The sequence below is a fragment of the Prochlorococcus sp. genome, assembly GCF_965655815.1.
In the GTDB taxonomy this organism is placed as follows: Bacteria; Cyanobacteriota; Cyanobacteriia; order PCC-6307; family Cyanobiaceae; genus Prochlorococcus_A; species Prochlorococcus_A pastoris.
In genome coordinates, this window is sequence record NZ_CBFHHZ010000002.1 from 242,882 (window position 1) to 256,299 (window position 13,418).

The window sequence follows — 13,418 nt, forward strand, 5'->3', positions numbered from 1 at the left end:
TAATAGGATTAATTTAAAAATTTTGAGTAACCAAAAGTTCGAGACTCTTCAGTTACACGCAGGTCAAGAGCCTGATCCAACTACTAACTCTAGAGCTGTCCCTATTTATCAGACAAGTTCTTATGTCTTTGATAACGCTGAGCATGGAGCAAATCTTTTTGGATTAAAAGAATTTGGAAATATCTATACGAGACTAATGAATCCCACTACTGATGTCTTCGAAAAGAGGATGGCAGCTTTAGAGGGTGGTATGGCTGCATTAGCAACTTCATCAGGTCAAGCTGCTCAATTTCTGGCAATAGTTAATTGTATGAAAGCAGGGGACAATTTTGTCTCTACATCCTTCTTATATGGAGGAACTTATAATCAATTTAAAGTTCAATTTCCTAGATTGGGAATAGAAGTTAAATTTGCTGAAGGAGATAGTGTTGATAGTTTTAAAGACAAAATAGATGATAAAACAAAAGCAATCTATGTTGAATCAATGGGAAATCCTAGATTCAACATCCCAGATTTTGAGGGTCTTTCTAATTTAGCTAAAGAAAATGGAATTCCTTTAATTGTTGATAATACTCTTGGGGCGGGAGGAGCTCTAATTAAACCAATTGATTTTGGAGCCGATATTGTTGTAGAAAGCGCAACTAAATGGATAGGAGGACATGGAACGAGTATTGGTGGTGTAATTGTTGATGCAGGAACTTTTGATTGGGGAAATGGAAAATTTCCACTTATGAGTGAACCAAGTGCTGCTTATCACGGCCTAGTACATTGGGATGCGTTTGGATTTGGGAGTGATATATGTAAATCTTTAGGTGTCCCAGATAATAGGAATATAGCCTTTGCTTTAAGAGCTAGGTTGGAGTGTCTGAGAGATTGGGGCCCAGCTCAAAGTCCTTTTAATTCTTTCTTACTATTACAAGGTTTAGAAACCTTAAGTTTGAGAATAGAAAGACAAACTTCTAACGCTCTTGAATTAGCAAAATGGTTAGATTCAAATCCTCAAGTTACAAGTGTTAATTTTCCTGGTTTGGAATCTGATCCTTATTACTCAAGAGCTAAAAAATATACTACAGGCAGAGGAATGGGATGTATGCTTATGTTCTCTTTAAATGGCGGATATGAAAACGCTGTTAAATTTATTGATTCTTTGGAATTAGCTAGTCATCTCGCTAATGTGGGAGACTCCAAAACTTTAGTTATTCATCCTGCATCCACAACACACCAGCAATTATCAGAGGCAGAACAATTATCAGCAGGCGTTACTCCAACAATGGTAAGAGTATCTGTTGGTATAGAGCATATTGATGATATAAAAGCAGATTTTGAGCAGGCACTTTCAAAAATTACTTAAATAATGGAGATTCTTTGGCTTTAATAATACCTAGTAATTATCACAAGATTAGTGACGTCGAGAAAAATCATATTTCTTGGATTGAACCAGATTTGGCTGAAAGACAAGATATACGTCCATTAAGGATTGGTATTTTAAATATCATGCCTCTTGGTAAGCAATACGAATTCAATTTATTACATCCTCTTGGTTTATCTCCTCTTCAAATTGAGCCTGTTTGGATAAAGTTAAAAACTCATTCATATAAAACATGGGATCTTAACCATTTAAATAATCTTTATACAACATGGGAGGAGGCAAATGATCCAGAACCATTAGATGGAGTAATTATTACCGGAGCACCTGTTGAACATTTGGCTTTTGAAGAAGTTAAATATTGGAATGAATTCGTAAATATTACTAATGAAGCAAGAAATTCTTGTGCAAGCACCCTTGGGTTATGCTGGGCAGGATTCGCACTTGCTTATTTGGCAGGTGTTAATAAAACAGTATTTGATAAGAAATTATTTGGGGTATTTCCATTAAAGAGTCTTGCCCCTGGTCATCCTTTAATGGGTACGCAAGATGATGAGTTTATTTGTCCTCAAAGTAGATTTGCAGGGTTACCTGATCTTGAAATGGAAGAAGCTCAAAAAGAAGGGAAATTGAATTTGCTTGCATATGGCAAGGATGTTGGTTACACAATATTTGAAACAAAAGATCAAAAACAACTCATGCACTTAGGTCATCCTGAATATACAGTGCATAGAATAATTAGCGAAATTAACAGAGATAAAGAAAAGGGAGATGTACCTCCTCCTGAGAATTTTGATATTAATTCTTCAAATACATCTTGGAGATCTCATCGGAATCTCCTTTTCCAGCAATGGCTATGGTTTTGTTATCAGCAAGTTAGTCTCAGTTGAATTTAATTAGTGAGAGGTTTCAAGACCTCCTAGTCTTTCAAATAAGTTCAAGCTTTCTTTATTTAAACCAATAATTTCAACTTTTGAGCCGCTATTTTTGAATTTTCTAATAATTTGATCTAAAGCAACAACCCCGCTCTGATCCCAAATATGAGCTAAAGACATATCAATTAAAATATCTTTTGGATGTTCATGAATATCGAATCCTTGTAGAAAATATATTTTACTGACAAAAAACAATTGACCTTCAACTTTGTAAGTTATTTGGTTTTTGCCTTTAACTCTTGAAACCGTTATTACTTTTGCAACTTTTCTGCTAAAAAGTATTGCAGCTAAACCAACTCCTGCAATAACACCTAGGGCAAGATTATGTGGTTTTGTAAGCATTGTAACCGCAAAAGTCATAAGCATTACTGCGGTATCACTTTTTGGTATCTTTCTAATATTCTTCAAACCAGTTAAATCAGCAGTGCTTATTGCAATTGTTATCATTATTGCTACTAAGGCGGCCATGGGTATGGCCCCTATCCAAGGCTTTAAAAGTATGATCATTAATAATAATGATAATCCTGAAATTAAGGTTGATAATCTAGATTTACCTCCATTCTCATTATTCATAACTGATTGCCCTACTAACGCACAGCCTGCCATGCCTCCAAATAAAGAGGATATTATATTAGCTATACCTTGTCCCCTTGCTTCTTTATTTTTGTTGGAACTTGTGTCTGTGGCATCATCTAAAATATCTTGAGTTAAGAATGTTTCCATTAAACCAACCAGCGATATCGCTAAGGATGTTGGCAATATCACACCCAAAGTTGAAAGATTGAATGGTACTTTCCCATTCGCTAATTCACCAAATGGTAAGGAGAGACTAGGGAATCCATTTGGTAATGTCCCTAAATCACTTACGGTAGGGATTTCTAATTTAAAAAATACACTTATTAAAGTAAGCAAAACAATTGCCACTAATTGAGAAGGAATTACTTTTGTTATTTTGGGAAATCCGTAAATAACAATTAATCCTAAAATTACAAGAATCCAAACGGTAGGTATTTGACTATTTGTTGGATATTTTGAAAGTTCATTTTCTAATAGTTTCCCTTCATTAATGCCAATTCCTAGTTGAAGGAATTGAGCTTGAAATATTAATAAAGCAAGAGCATTTACAAATCCGCTTAATACACCTGTCGGTACAAACCTCATTTGATAAGCCAGCCTTAGATATCCCCAGAGTATTTGAAAAACACCTGTTAATAATCCTGCTGCTATTAAATAGGAAAGACCAAGATTTGTTCCAGGGGCCTGAGCTTCTCCAATAGCAACAACCCCAGTCATTAGGAGAGCTGTTGATCCTGTCGCGGAAGTAATCATACCCCTTCTGCCACCAAGAATCGCAATTGTTATAGATAAGCAGAATGCGCCATAAAGTCCAACTTTAGGATCAACCCCAGCAATTCCTGAAAAAGCAATCGCTTCAGGAATCATTGCAAAAGCCACTACTAATCCCGAAAGAATATTAGATTTTGGATCATCTAACCAATTTTTAGATAAATATTTGGTGAAATTTGACATTGTAATTTCTTCTTATACTTAAAAAGTTACCTTATAGAGGAGGCAAAATACTTTCTGGATCACAAATATTCTTTAAAGTTTTTAATTCACTAAGTCTTTCTCCAAAAGATAAATAGACTTCTTCTTCGTGAGAATTTAAATGATTATGAATCTGAGCTAGATGTATTTTTGGGAAAAATATTTTTAGTTTCTTCCACGATTCATTCATCCATTTTAAAACAATTTCCTTTTCTTTATGATCACCTTTTTTCCATGCGGCATAGATCCAAGGTTTCCAAGTGCTTGCCCGATGAATAAAGAAACTTGATTTATGGTCTAATTCTTTTGTCTTTCCTCCAAGCTGTTGTGAGGCAACATAACAAGATTTATTTGGTTTGTCCCTAATTATTTCGTTCATACATTTAACAAAAATTTGAACATTATTTTTTAAATCTCCTCCAAGAAGGCTTATTACTTCTGAATGGTTATTCTTATTTAATTCGAATAGATCTAATTCTTTTGGAAAAAAGTTTATTTGATTATAGTTCTCGTAATTTTTTATTTTGAGAGAATTAAATTTTTCAAGTTTTTTTAAATAGTTTTTGGTAATTTTGTTATCTGAGTCATTTTTTATCTCCGCAAAGATATAAATATATATATCTTCGGCATAAATCCATTGTAGGCTTAAATTCTCTGGGAATCCCTCAGCCAAATTAATAATCTTTGAGAGTTCATTATCATCTACAAATCCTTCAATAATTTGAATAGGGTGAGATTGGAATGTTTTAAGACCAATTTCAGTAATTATTGCGAGAAAGGGAGCAGCACCTTTAAGTCCTTCCCATAATAGTTTTTGGGAGGAATCCAGACTGTTTTGCTCTAATGATATAAAATTTCCATTCCCTAAGTATCCTTTTATAGACTCAATATTATCAATAGCTAATCCATATCTTCGACTCATCGGACTTATTCCTCCGGTTAATATGTAACCTGCTCCGGGAAGTTTTGATAGGCCTGTAGGGAAGGTCTTATTATGTTTTTCTAAATAATTCATAAGATCCTTCATAATCACCCCACCTCCAATTTTTATTAGATTCTTTTCTTTCTCAAGATGAATTTGGTTATATTCTTTTCTTAAATCAAGAGTAATTAAACCATTTCTAGCGCAGCTTGAAGTAGTACCCCCGCTGCAAACACAAAGATATTCTGATTTTGGGGATGATTTGTAATGGCTATTAAATAAATCATCTATTTTATAAATTAGTTTTTTAACGTGTGCATCACTGGAATTAATATTTGGAACTTCAAGTAAATTATTATTTTTTTTCACTACTAAATATTCTTCTTTACTATTATGTTATTAGTTATTCCTTACAATTGGATACTTTTGATTCGAACTTAAATAAGCAAATTGGCATACTCATTTGTGGTCATGGGAGTAGAAATAAATTAGCTATTACAGAATTTCAGGAATTAACTAGGCTTATACAAAAGAAATTCCCATCAATATTAGTTGAATTTGGTTTTTTGGAATTTGCAAAGCCATCTCTTACTGATGCTTTGGATAAATTAAGAAATAGTTCTATTAAAAAAGTAATAGCTATACCGGCTATGCTTTTTGCTGCTGGGCACGTTAAAAATGATATACCAAGTTTGCTTATGAATTATGCGAAGAAAACAGATATAGAGATAATTTATGGAAGAGAATTAGGAATTAATAATTTAATGATTAGTGCAGCTTGCGAGAGAGTTAAAGAAGTGTTCAAAAAAAATAACTCTCTCATTCCTGAAGAATCATTATTAGTTGTTGTTGGAAGAGGTTCTTCTGATCCTGATGCAAATTCTAATGTATCTAAAATTACAAGAATGGTTGTTGAAGGAGTTGGTTTGGGCTGGGGAGAAACTGTATTCTCTGGGGTAACATTTCCATTAGTAGAACCTGGGTTGCGGAATGTTGTAAGACTTGGTTATAAAAACATAATTATTTTTCCTTACTTTCTTTTTTCAGGGGTACTGGTAACAAGAATAAAAAGGCAAAGCGATATAGTGGCGCTTGATAATCCACATGTTGAATTCCATGAGGCAAAATATCTTTCGTCTCATAAATATGTTGTTCAAACATTTGTAGAAAGGATTGAAGAAATTTTTAATGACGAGAGCAACAATTTTATGAATTGTTCCTTGTGCAAATATAGATCGAACTTATTTGGTTTTGAAAAAGAAGTTGGTTTAGTACAAGAAAGTCATCATGATCATGTTGAGGGCATAGGACTTAGTTGTGATTTGTGTGATTCTGAATGTAACGGGGCATGCGAAACTAATAACCAAAGCTTGAGCGATGTTGATGATCACCCAGTACCTTTAGTAGAAAAAAATAATGATGAACATCATCATAAACATGGTGAGCACCATCATCATCATCATAGTATTTATCCAAATTCAAAACATCCCTTGGGACCTGTTACGCTTCGCTTGCTTAGTGATGATCAAATCTTAAGAAATTCAGTTGAAAAAGACTGAATCAACCGTCTCTTTCTTAGTTTGGTCTCAATAGACTAATCATATATAAGTATTCCTAATAGATATTTGGAAATGTATTTTGGGCTATATTTTCCACAATTTGCAATAAGTTTTCCACGTCCATATCCACATGAAATTAGGTATAAAGCCTTATCTCGAAAATAACAGCACTTCAACATTATTATTGACTTTTCTTAAACCTTTTTTCAATTTACCCCTTTGGAAAACCGTTTTTGTTGAATCTAATTTATAACATGAGTCTCATTTGATAATGGTGTAGAAGTGATAAAAATATTTTTTTGACTTTTAAAAAAAAATAGACAATTATATTTGAACACGAGGTTTGTATTTATGAATCAAATAAATCAAGAAAATAACATTGAAGTAAAATTTGATAATTCTTTCCCATCAAAAGTTTCTTTAGAAACTGAGCTTTCAGAAAGTCTTTATGAAACTATGAAAGATTTTGTTTTACATAATCCTACTTGGGATCAATACAAACTTATAAATTCTGCTTTAGCTACTTTTCTTGTCCAAAATGGATGTACGGATAGTTCAGTTTCAGAGATTTATATAAATCAACTTTTTACACCTTCTAAGTCTTTTTAATATTTAAACAAGCTCTTCTGCTTATGGCCATCATCGTCAGGGTGGGACTTTGCCATGAAGAAGTTGGCCAACATGCACCATCTAGTACAAGGACATTTTTGCATCTCCATAGCTGATTTAATTTATTGACTACACTTTCTTCCTCACTAAATCCCATAGCTGCCCCCCCTACTTCATGAATATAATATCCTGGTGGTGGTGGACTTCCTGACAGTGCAATAGATTTTTCTGTAAATAACCCTATATATGGGATATTTATGAGCTCATCCATTCTTCTGATTTTTCCATCTGCCGCTTTTATTGAATCTCTTATCGTACTTTCCATATGTTTAGCCATATTTAATTCGTTTTCACTCCATTTGAATTCAATATGAGGGATTGGAATCCCCCAGCTATCTGTTCTCTTAGAAAGAGTTACTGAATTTTCTTTTCTTGGTAGGACCTCACCATGGGCGATTAGAAAACCTGTAGAAGAATTTAATTCTTTTTGTAAAAACTTAGGGATTCCAAGCCTATCAATTGCGCCCCAAATTCCATAGCCTCTTAAAAAGTTAATACTTTCAGGTTTAGGTAAGTTTGACCCGAAGGGTATGAAAAAACTCCCTGCGCCCGATAGGTCAGGATAAGAATTAGAATTGAATTTATTTTTTTTCTGAATTTTATTAGGAATTGAAAAAAACCTACAGATAGAAATATGATCCATCAAATATTTTCCTAACTTACTGGAGGTATCTTTAAAACCTGAAGAATTTGATTTGGATTCCGAGTTAAGTAGAATTCTAAGTGTTGATATTGTGGATGCACATAGAATAATTAAATCGCAATTTAATGATATTCTTTGACCATTTTCTAGATTTACAATGATTATTTTTGTAGCTAGCTCAGTTATTTTGTCTGTTTCGAATGATTCTACGAGGTGATTAGAAAGTATTTGAACATTTCCGGTGCTTATGGCTTTTTTAAAGGTGGTCCCAACACTTGAAGATCTCGGCCATTGGTCTTCTTTAACCGAGGAGTTACGGTCAAATCCTCTAGATTGAATAAATGGGTAGTTTAATTTTAATTTAACTTGATTCCCAAAAATACTTTCATTACTTGTGAGAGGTATTTCACCAATATATTTCCCATCTGGAACTTCTTCAATGTTATCTTTTTGTCCATAAATTCCACAAAACTTCTCAATAAAATCATAATGAGGCGATAATTCATCGTAGGTTATAGGCCAATCTGGTCCGTACCCATCTTTTTTTGATGGGTGAAAATCATCTGGAGAAAATCTCAAGGTAATACCTCCCCAAGTTAATGATCTACCTCCAAATTGCTTTCCTTGAGTCCAAAGGAATGGCTTCTCTTTTGATTGGCTATAAGGATGATTTAATTCATTTGAATATAAATCAGGGTTATTTTTCCAATAACCCGGATGTTGACTTTGATTAGCATGTTTCTTTGAGATTATTCCCGATAATCTGTTTAAGGTATCTTTCGGCTCATTACTACTGGCCTCATTTCTTTTAATTTGAGGTCCTGCTTCTATTACTAGAACTCTAATTCCTTGTTCTGCCAAAGTAAGTGCAGCTACTCCTCCTGTTGCGCCTGAACCTACTACGATTGCATCAAAAGGATTTATATCCAAAATCTACTTTTATATTTTTCATGTCAACAAATATAGCATTCAGTTAAATATATATTTCTTGTTTTCAACTTAAGAAGTTAGAATTTATTTAAACATTTTTAGATTTAAATGAGATTTATAATATTGATTATTTGCTCGATTACTTTAATCTTTCCATTGAGTTGTTTCGCAGCATTAGATTACGGTAAACAATCATTATTAGGAACTGATTTTTCGGGATCTGATTTACAAGGTGCAACTTTCTATTTGACAGATTTACAGGATGCAAATTTGTCAGATTGTGATCTTCAAAATGCAAGCTTATATGGAGCAAAATTAAAGGATACTAATTTAAGTAATTCTAATTTAAGAGAAGTTACTTTAGACTCAGCAGTGTTGGATGGAACTGATCTAACAAATACTAATTTAGAGGATTCTTTTGCTTATAGTACACAATTTGAAAATGTAAAAATTCAAGGAGCAGATTTCACAAATGTCTACTTGCCAAAGGATGTTTTAAGGGAATTTTGTAAAGACGCCTCTGGAACTAATCCTTTTACTAATAGAGAAACTAGAGAAACTTTGGAATGCGATTATATTTAAATTAAACAAATGAAAGTTCTTTCTTTATTGTTCTCTGTTTATAAAGTGATCGCCCCACAGGCCAACCTAAAGTAGATAAATGTCTTATTAAAATATTTGAGTATCTGTAATTTAATTTACTAGAAAAACTTATTTCCAATTCATTTAAAGTTTTTATTAATAAATTAAGGTCTTGCTTTTTACCTTTCTTTTTATCTAATAAAATCAAATCGCTATGCAGTAGCTTATTTTTCAGGATTTTATCATTTTCAGCAAAGCCTACTTCTATTAAATTAAACCTATCAGAATAAAGAGTATAAAGTATTCCAAATTTAGATTTTTGAGGTACTAAATTTAAAGATGATGAAATAAATTTCCGATATTCTTTATTTAATTTTTTTAATACCATTTTATTTTTGTTCGTTTTGAGAAATCTCATATTTTTCTAATAAATTATTCACTTCTGCTAAGGCAATTCTTTTCTGACAAGCAGAATCATATCGATTAATTGCTATCGATGGAATCGAACCTTTGCTCTTCATTTCTCTTAGACCAGTTTCTAAACACTGAAATGCAACACTTGATAGATCGCGGCCTTCTGCAGCTGCCCAAACTTTTAAAAGATAATTGAGATTTGAAGGAACGGAAATTTGAACCTTGTTTGAATTAGAAGTATTTAAAGCAATGTCATCGAGGCTTATTTCTTTTGAGGATATAGTTTCTTTAACTTTTTTCTTTAAATTTCTAACTTGTCCTAATGCATCTTGATTATTTTTAAATTTTCTCTCTATTTCAAATAAATCTTCTTCGGTATTAATTAAAGCTTCTAACGCCCACTTTGCGTCATCCTCCGCAATAGTTGTGCTCTTAAGCCATTCATCTCTTATGTAAGACCAATTCTTGGACATAAATTCTTAGCTGTAATCTAAGAATAGTTTAATCTATTTGAATTGTCTATAGATTCTATTTAGAATATGTTTAGACTGTAGTATTTATATCAGCATGGTAAATTTTTTAAAAAACGATAACTTTTTTCTAATCTGATTAAGAATTTCGACCTTTGGGACGACACACAGTTCTATGCAAATAAAAATAGCTTTAAGGATCAAAGTCTTTACATCTTGATCTTTCGTTTTCGTAATCTTTGATTGCATTATCCCATTCTGATAAATCTGCATCTTTCCCAAAAATATATAAATCCATTTGCTTGTAATAATTTAGTGATTCAATCCAACTATTCATTGAGGAATTACAAAAAATTGTACTTCCAAATTTGTCATAGTCTATAGAATCCCTTTTTGCAGCAAATTCCGCATTTGCACGTTTCTTATCTAATTCTTTATATTTCAAATCCTCAATAGTAGGTTTTGAAAAAATTAAGGATGGTTTTTTCTCTAAGTTTAAATATGTAAGAAGGCATCCTCCAATAAAAATAAGAACAGCCCCTCTAATTAGCCAAGTTATAGCTTTATCCATTAATACTTAATTTTGTATTGACACAGCAAAGTAAAAACAAGAAACCCTTCCAGAAATTCCCACTACCAGAAGGGTTATTAAATTGAATACACTACTATACGTAATCAATCTATGTCTTGGAGTTGAACATATATTCAACTCATTGAGGTTTGGCCTCAATTAATTTATAGCAAAATAATTAGAAACCAGCCTATTTATTTACTACTTTTCCTCCATAATGTCTAACTATTTTATCTAACAAAATACGCATATCTTTATTTTTAAGTTTCTCTATTTGCTGCAAATTTTCAAGGAGATCACATATTTGATCCTGTGTATCTTCATTTAATTCAGAAATTGCCATAACTAATCTCTTTCAATAAGTTCAATCTTATATCCATCAGGATCTTCAACAAATGCTAGAACAGTTGTGCTGTTTTTCATCGTTTTTGGTTTAGTCGTAACATTACAGCCGTTATCTTCTAATCCCTGGCAAATGTCATTTATATCTTTTACGCCAATAGCGATATGTCCATACTTATTTCCAAGCTCGTAGTCTTCTGATTTCTTGCTCCAATTATGAGTTAACTCAATTACTGCATTATCTTTCTCAGAACCATAGCCAACAAAAGCTAAAGTAAATTCTCCATGAGGATAATCTTTCCTTCTTATAAGATTCATCCCTAATCTATTTACATAAAAATCAATAGACTTATCTAAATCACCAACTCTCAACATGGTGTGTAAGATTCTCATTTAAAGTTTAATTGTTTATATACAATGATATTTAGTAAAGTTGGTTTTTATGAAAATACGTTAAATTAAATATTAAAGAGTAGGTTTTAATTGAATCAAATAATTCAACGAGCAACTTCAGTTATTTTTTATACTTTACCATTAAAGGCTTCATTGCCTTTTGGATACTATTTATTATATAAATTTTCTTTTTTAAAAGTACTTTTATTGCTCACATTCCCTGTTGCGATAATTGAAAGATCCTTACCTTTTGGGGGTTTATTATTTTTTATAATATTGTTTGCAGGAGTTGTAAGAAATCCAAATGTCCCCTATTTCATAAGATATAACGCTTGCCAAGCATTACTCCTTGATATTGCCTTGATCATAATTAGTTATCTATTACGTATTTTGCCTTTAGTTGAATTTGGTTCAATAGTATTTGTATTTTCACTATCTATTTTTATTTTTTCTATCTTCCAGTGTATTAATGGCGTTGAACCCGAAATACCGTTTATTAGCAAATCTGTAAGAATGCAAATTTGAAGAACTTCATAAGTTTTTGTTTACTTGCTTATTTTTAACATTCATTGAAAATAGATTCCCATCTTTTTTGACTAAATTTTATAGCTTCCATCGGTGGTTCTGTTCCTCCTACTTCAAATGCTTTAATTAAGGATTTATTAGCTAATAATCCTAACCTTGCAGCTTCTCTCTGTCTTGAACATACATTTTTTCTAGAACCCTCTTTGAGATTTGTTTCTATTTCTTTAAGAATTTTACTGGCTTCATTTGATTTAGAGTAAAAATCATTCATATAAACATCAAGAGGTGTTTCAGCTAGCGTTTTATTTGGTGAAACGATGAAAGTTAGCAAAATTAAAAAAGAGATAATGATAAATCTGCTCATTTCAAAATCTTAGATAATTTATTTTTAGACCTTTTTAATACTAAATAAAAAGTTATTACACTAATAGTCCCTGATGGGCCAATAAAAACATGCCAAATTTGGTTTCCAGTTATTGATAGATTTGTCCCAAAGAAAGTTGTAAAAACAATGCCAAATATTGGGTAAGCAATGAAGATCCAATCTTTAAATATTCGTTGCCAATTTATAATCAAGAATATACTAATAATTACTTGTAATGAGAGAGCGATCGTTTTATCAATTAATAAATAGGAAACTATTGAGCAAAAACATAGGAAGATATTTGTTCCAATAGCAAATTTATTTTTAATAACTGATATGGTAAAACTTGTTAAGCCTAATGCAAGAAAAGTATAAAAAAACCAATTAAAGAGAGAAGAATGATCTATATAAATCCAATTTGTTTTTGTATGATCAATCATCTCAAACATTGAGGCCAAACCTAAAAAAATAAAACCAAAGGGAATAAGAATATGGTTTTTTATATTTTTGAATTTATTAATTGATTTAATTCCAAAAATTATTGGAACAATTACTGCTTGCAAATGTGCAGAAAATAAGAGAAAGAAAAACAAATGTATTTAAATATCCTCAACTTAATTTAAATTTAAATTTAATATGAAGGTTTAAATTATCTCAAAAGAGAAATATACCATTGCCCAATCAAGACAATTAATAATGTGAGAACCAGGGGAAAAGCAGGATAGCGAGTTTGGAAATTTGCTGGTGGCCAAGGAGACCATGAGATGAGTCTACCTTTGGGTTCTTTTGAAGTAATTATTTTTTTTGTTTTATTGGTACTTTGTGTTTTTGTTGCAAATCCTTTTCCCATAGCTATTGCCAAAAATTAACTTTAACAAAAACAAAAATAAACAGTGTATTTAAAACCAAATAAGATCTGTATTGGATTACCATTTGAATAGTCTTGTTTTTAATATGGGAGAAGCTAAAAGAAGGAAAGATTTGGGTTTGCCTCCTAGAGAAAAAGAATTTGTTTTACCCGAATTTAATAAAGATAAGGTCAAGCAGAAAGTTAGAAATACTTTATATAAATATCCGATTATTCCTTTCGTATTTTATGGTGTTGCAATTGTTATCCTTTTTGTTGGCGTATTTGGTGTCATTAAATACTATAAGTAATGATTGATTATTTTTTTTGAATAAATA

18 protein-coding genes are annotated in these 13,418 nt (G+C 31.7%); 7 read left to right on the top strand and 11 right to left on the bottom strand.

The window, feature by feature from the left end:
* Positions 1 to 22 precede the first annotated feature (22 nt).
* Together ACTF45_RS04395 and ACTF45_RS04400 are read left to right on the top strand one after the other, a co-directional pair.
* Complete coding sequence (locus ACTF45_RS04395) at positions 23 to 1,351, top strand: O-acetylhomoserine aminocarboxypropyltransferase/cysteine synthase family protein (RefSeq protein ID WP_438949425.1); 1,329 nt, start codon at positions 23 to 25, stop codon at positions 1,349 to 1,351.
* A gap of 14 nt (positions 1,352 to 1,365) precedes the next feature.
* A complete protein-coding gene (locus tag ACTF45_RS04400; protein WP_438949426.1) occupies positions 1,366 to 2,256 on the top strand; it encodes a homoserine O-succinyltransferase in 891 nt (296 codons plus the stop codon).
* A gap of 6 nt (positions 2,257 to 2,262) precedes the next feature.
* Here ACTF45_RS04400 and ACTF45_RS04405 read toward each other — a convergent pair whose 3' ends face one another.
* Positions 2,263 to 3,831, bottom strand: a complete 1,569-nt coding sequence (locus ACTF45_RS04405) for a SulP family inorganic anion transporter (RefSeq protein ID WP_011132278.1) — start codon at positions 3,829 to 3,831, stop codon at positions 2,263 to 2,265.
* A 31-nt stretch (positions 3,832 to 3,862) separates the two neighbouring features.
* A complete protein-coding gene (locus tag ACTF45_RS04410) occupies positions 3,863 to 5,140 on the bottom strand; it encodes an FAD-binding protein (protein WP_438949427.1) in 1,278 nt (425 codons plus the stop codon).
* Between the two features lie 47 nt (positions 5,141 to 5,187).
* On the opposite strand from ACTF45_RS04410, the gene ACTF45_RS04415 reads away from it, so the two are divergent.
* Together ACTF45_RS04415 and ACTF45_RS04420 are read left to right on the top strand one after the other, a co-directional pair.
* Positions 5,188 to 6,330, top strand: coding sequence for a sirohydrochlorin chelatase (locus tag ACTF45_RS04415; protein WP_348659784.1), 1,143 nt, complete (start codon positions 5,188 to 5,190; stop codon positions 6,328 to 6,330).
* A 351-nt stretch (positions 6,331 to 6,681) separates the two neighbouring features.
* On the top strand, positions 6,682 to 6,939 hold the full coding sequence (locus ACTF45_RS04420; protein WP_288347153.1) for a DUF2811 domain-containing protein: 258 nt from the start codon (positions 6,682 to 6,684) through the stop codon (positions 6,937 to 6,939).
* Here the strand turns inward: ACTF45_RS04420 and ACTF45_RS04425 are convergent.
* Positions 6,926 to 8,572, bottom strand: a complete 1,647-nt coding sequence (locus ACTF45_RS04425) for a GMC oxidoreductase (protein WP_288347155.1) — start codon at positions 8,570 to 8,572, stop codon at positions 6,926 to 6,928. The genes ACTF45_RS04420 and ACTF45_RS04425 overlap by 14 nt on opposite strands.
* Positions 8,573 to 8,680: 108 nt before the next feature.
* Between ACTF45_RS04425 and ACTF45_RS04430 the strand changes: the two genes are divergently transcribed.
* Entirely contained in the window at positions 8,681 to 9,154 is a 474-nt protein-coding gene (locus ACTF45_RS04430) for a pentapeptide repeat-containing protein (RefSeq protein WP_011132283.1), read from the top strand.
* 1 nt (position 9,155) lies between these two features.
* Here the strand turns inward: ACTF45_RS04430 and ACTF45_RS04435 are convergent, their stop codons facing one another.
* The 5 genes from ACTF45_RS04435 to gloA all read right to left on the bottom strand — a co-directional run bounded on the left by ACTF45_RS04435 (position 9,156) and on the right by gloA (position 11,344).
* Positions 9,156 to 9,572: an LEM domain-containing protein gene (locus tag ACTF45_RS04435; protein WP_438949428.1), complete on the bottom strand. Its 417-nt coding sequence runs from the start codon at positions 9,570 to 9,572 to the stop codon at positions 9,156 to 9,158.
* Entirely contained in the window at positions 9,544 to 10,041 is a 498-nt protein-coding gene (locus ACTF45_RS04440) for a VHS domain-containing protein (RefSeq protein ID WP_011132285.1), read from the bottom strand. Before ACTF45_RS04440 ends, ACTF45_RS04435 begins: the two co-directional genes overlap by 29 nt.
* A 190-nt stretch (positions 10,042 to 10,231) precedes the next feature.
* Positions 10,232 to 10,609 carry a 5'-3' exonuclease gene (locus ACTF45_RS04445; protein WP_288347157.1) on the bottom strand — a complete coding sequence of 126 codons (378 nt, stop codon included), beginning with the start codon at positions 10,607 to 10,609 and terminating at the stop codon, positions 10,232 to 10,234.
* A 190-nt stretch (positions 10,610 to 10,799) separates the two neighbouring features.
* On the bottom strand, positions 10,800 to 10,952 hold the full coding sequence (locus ACTF45_RS04450) for a hypothetical protein (RefSeq protein WP_288347158.1): 153 nt from the start codon (positions 10,950 to 10,952) through the stop codon (positions 10,800 to 10,802).
* Between the two features lie 2 nt (positions 10,953 to 10,954).
* The gene (gloA, locus tag ACTF45_RS04455; protein ID WP_288347160.1) at positions 10,955 to 11,344 is read right to left on the bottom strand and encodes a lactoylglutathione lyase; all 390 of its coding nucleotides are present in this window, start codon (positions 11,342 to 11,344) and stop codon (positions 10,955 to 10,957) included.
* Between the two features lie 90 nt (positions 11,345 to 11,434).
* Here gloA and ACTF45_RS04460 point away from each other — a divergent pair, with 90 nt between their 5' ends.
* Positions 11,435 to 11,869: a Tic20 family protein gene (locus ACTF45_RS04460; protein ID WP_288347161.1), complete on the top strand. Its 435-nt coding sequence runs from the start codon at positions 11,435 to 11,437 to the stop codon at positions 11,867 to 11,869.
* Between the two features lie 34 nt (positions 11,870 to 11,903).
* On the opposite strand, the gene ACTF45_RS04465 is transcribed toward ACTF45_RS04460, so the two are convergent.
* The 3 genes from ACTF45_RS04465 to ACTF45_RS04475 are packed head-to-tail and all read right to left on the bottom strand — an operon-like array spanning position 11,904 to position 13,083.
* A complete protein-coding gene (locus ACTF45_RS04465) occupies positions 11,904 to 12,233 on the bottom strand; it encodes a hypothetical protein (protein WP_288347163.1) in 330 nt (109 codons plus the stop codon).
* The gene (locus tag ACTF45_RS04470; RefSeq protein ID WP_438949429.1) at positions 12,230 to 12,826 is read right to left on the bottom strand and encodes a hypothetical protein; all 597 of its coding nucleotides are present in this window, start codon (positions 12,824 to 12,826) and stop codon (positions 12,230 to 12,232) included. Before ACTF45_RS04470 ends, ACTF45_RS04465 begins: the two co-directional genes overlap by 4 nt.
* 56 nt (positions 12,827 to 12,882) lie before the next feature.
* Complete coding sequence (locus ACTF45_RS04475) at positions 12,883 to 13,083, bottom strand: hypothetical protein (RefSeq protein ID WP_438949430.1); 201 nt, start codon at positions 13,081 to 13,083, stop codon at positions 12,883 to 12,885.
* Between the two features lie 104 nt (positions 13,084 to 13,187).
* On the opposite strand from ACTF45_RS04475, the gene ACTF45_RS04480 reads away from it, so the two are divergent.
* Positions 13,188 to 13,391, top strand: a complete 204-nt coding sequence (locus ACTF45_RS04480) for a DUF2839 family protein (RefSeq protein ID WP_036930964.1) — start codon at positions 13,188 to 13,190, stop codon at positions 13,389 to 13,391.
* The last annotated feature ends 27 nt before the right edge of the window (positions 13,392 to 13,418 follow it).

What these genes read in the sequence shown, in the direction of transcription:
- ACTF45_RS04405 (WP_011132278.1), bottom strand. Translation starts at nt 3,831, where the DNA reads ATGTCAAATTTCACCAAATATTTATCTAAAAATTGGTTAGATGATCCA.
- ACTF45_RS04420 (WP_288347153.1), top strand. Translation starts at nt 6,682, where the DNA reads ATGAATCAAATAAATCAAGAAAATAACATTGAAGTAAAATTTGATAAT.
- ACTF45_RS04430 (WP_011132283.1), top strand. Translation starts at nt 8,681, where the DNA reads ATGAGATTTATAATATTGATTATTTGCTCGATTACTTTAATCTTTCCA.
- ACTF45_RS04435 (WP_438949428.1), bottom strand. Translation starts at nt 9,572, where the DNA reads ATGAGATTTCTCAAAACGAACAAAAATAAAATGGTATTAAAAAAATTA.
- ACTF45_RS04440 (WP_011132285.1), bottom strand. Translation starts at nt 10,041, where the DNA reads ATGTCCAAGAATTGGTCTTACATAAGAGATGAATGGCTTAAGAGCACA.
- ACTF45_RS04445 (WP_288347157.1), bottom strand. Translation starts at nt 10,609, where the DNA reads ATGGATAAAGCTATAACTTGGCTAATTAGAGGGGCTGTTCTTATTTTT.
- ACTF45_RS04450 (WP_288347158.1), bottom strand. Translation starts at nt 10,952, where the DNA reads ATGGCAATTTCTGAATTAAATGAAGATACACAGGATCAAATATGTGAT.
- gloA (WP_288347160.1), bottom strand. Translation starts at nt 11,344, where the DNA reads ATGAGAATCTTACACACCATGTTGAGAGTTGGTGATTTAGATAAGTCT.
- ACTF45_RS04465 (WP_288347163.1), bottom strand. Translation starts at nt 12,233, where the DNA reads ATGAGCAGATTTATCATTATCTCTTTTTTAATTTTGCTAACTTTCATC.
- ACTF45_RS04475 (WP_438949430.1), bottom strand. Translation starts at nt 13,083, where the DNA reads ATGGGAAAAGGATTTGCAACAAAAACACAAAGTACCAATAAAACAAAA.
- ACTF45_RS04480 (WP_036930964.1), top strand. Translation starts at nt 13,188, where the DNA reads ATGGGAGAAGCTAAAAGAAGGAAAGATTTGGGTTTGCCTCCTAGAGAA.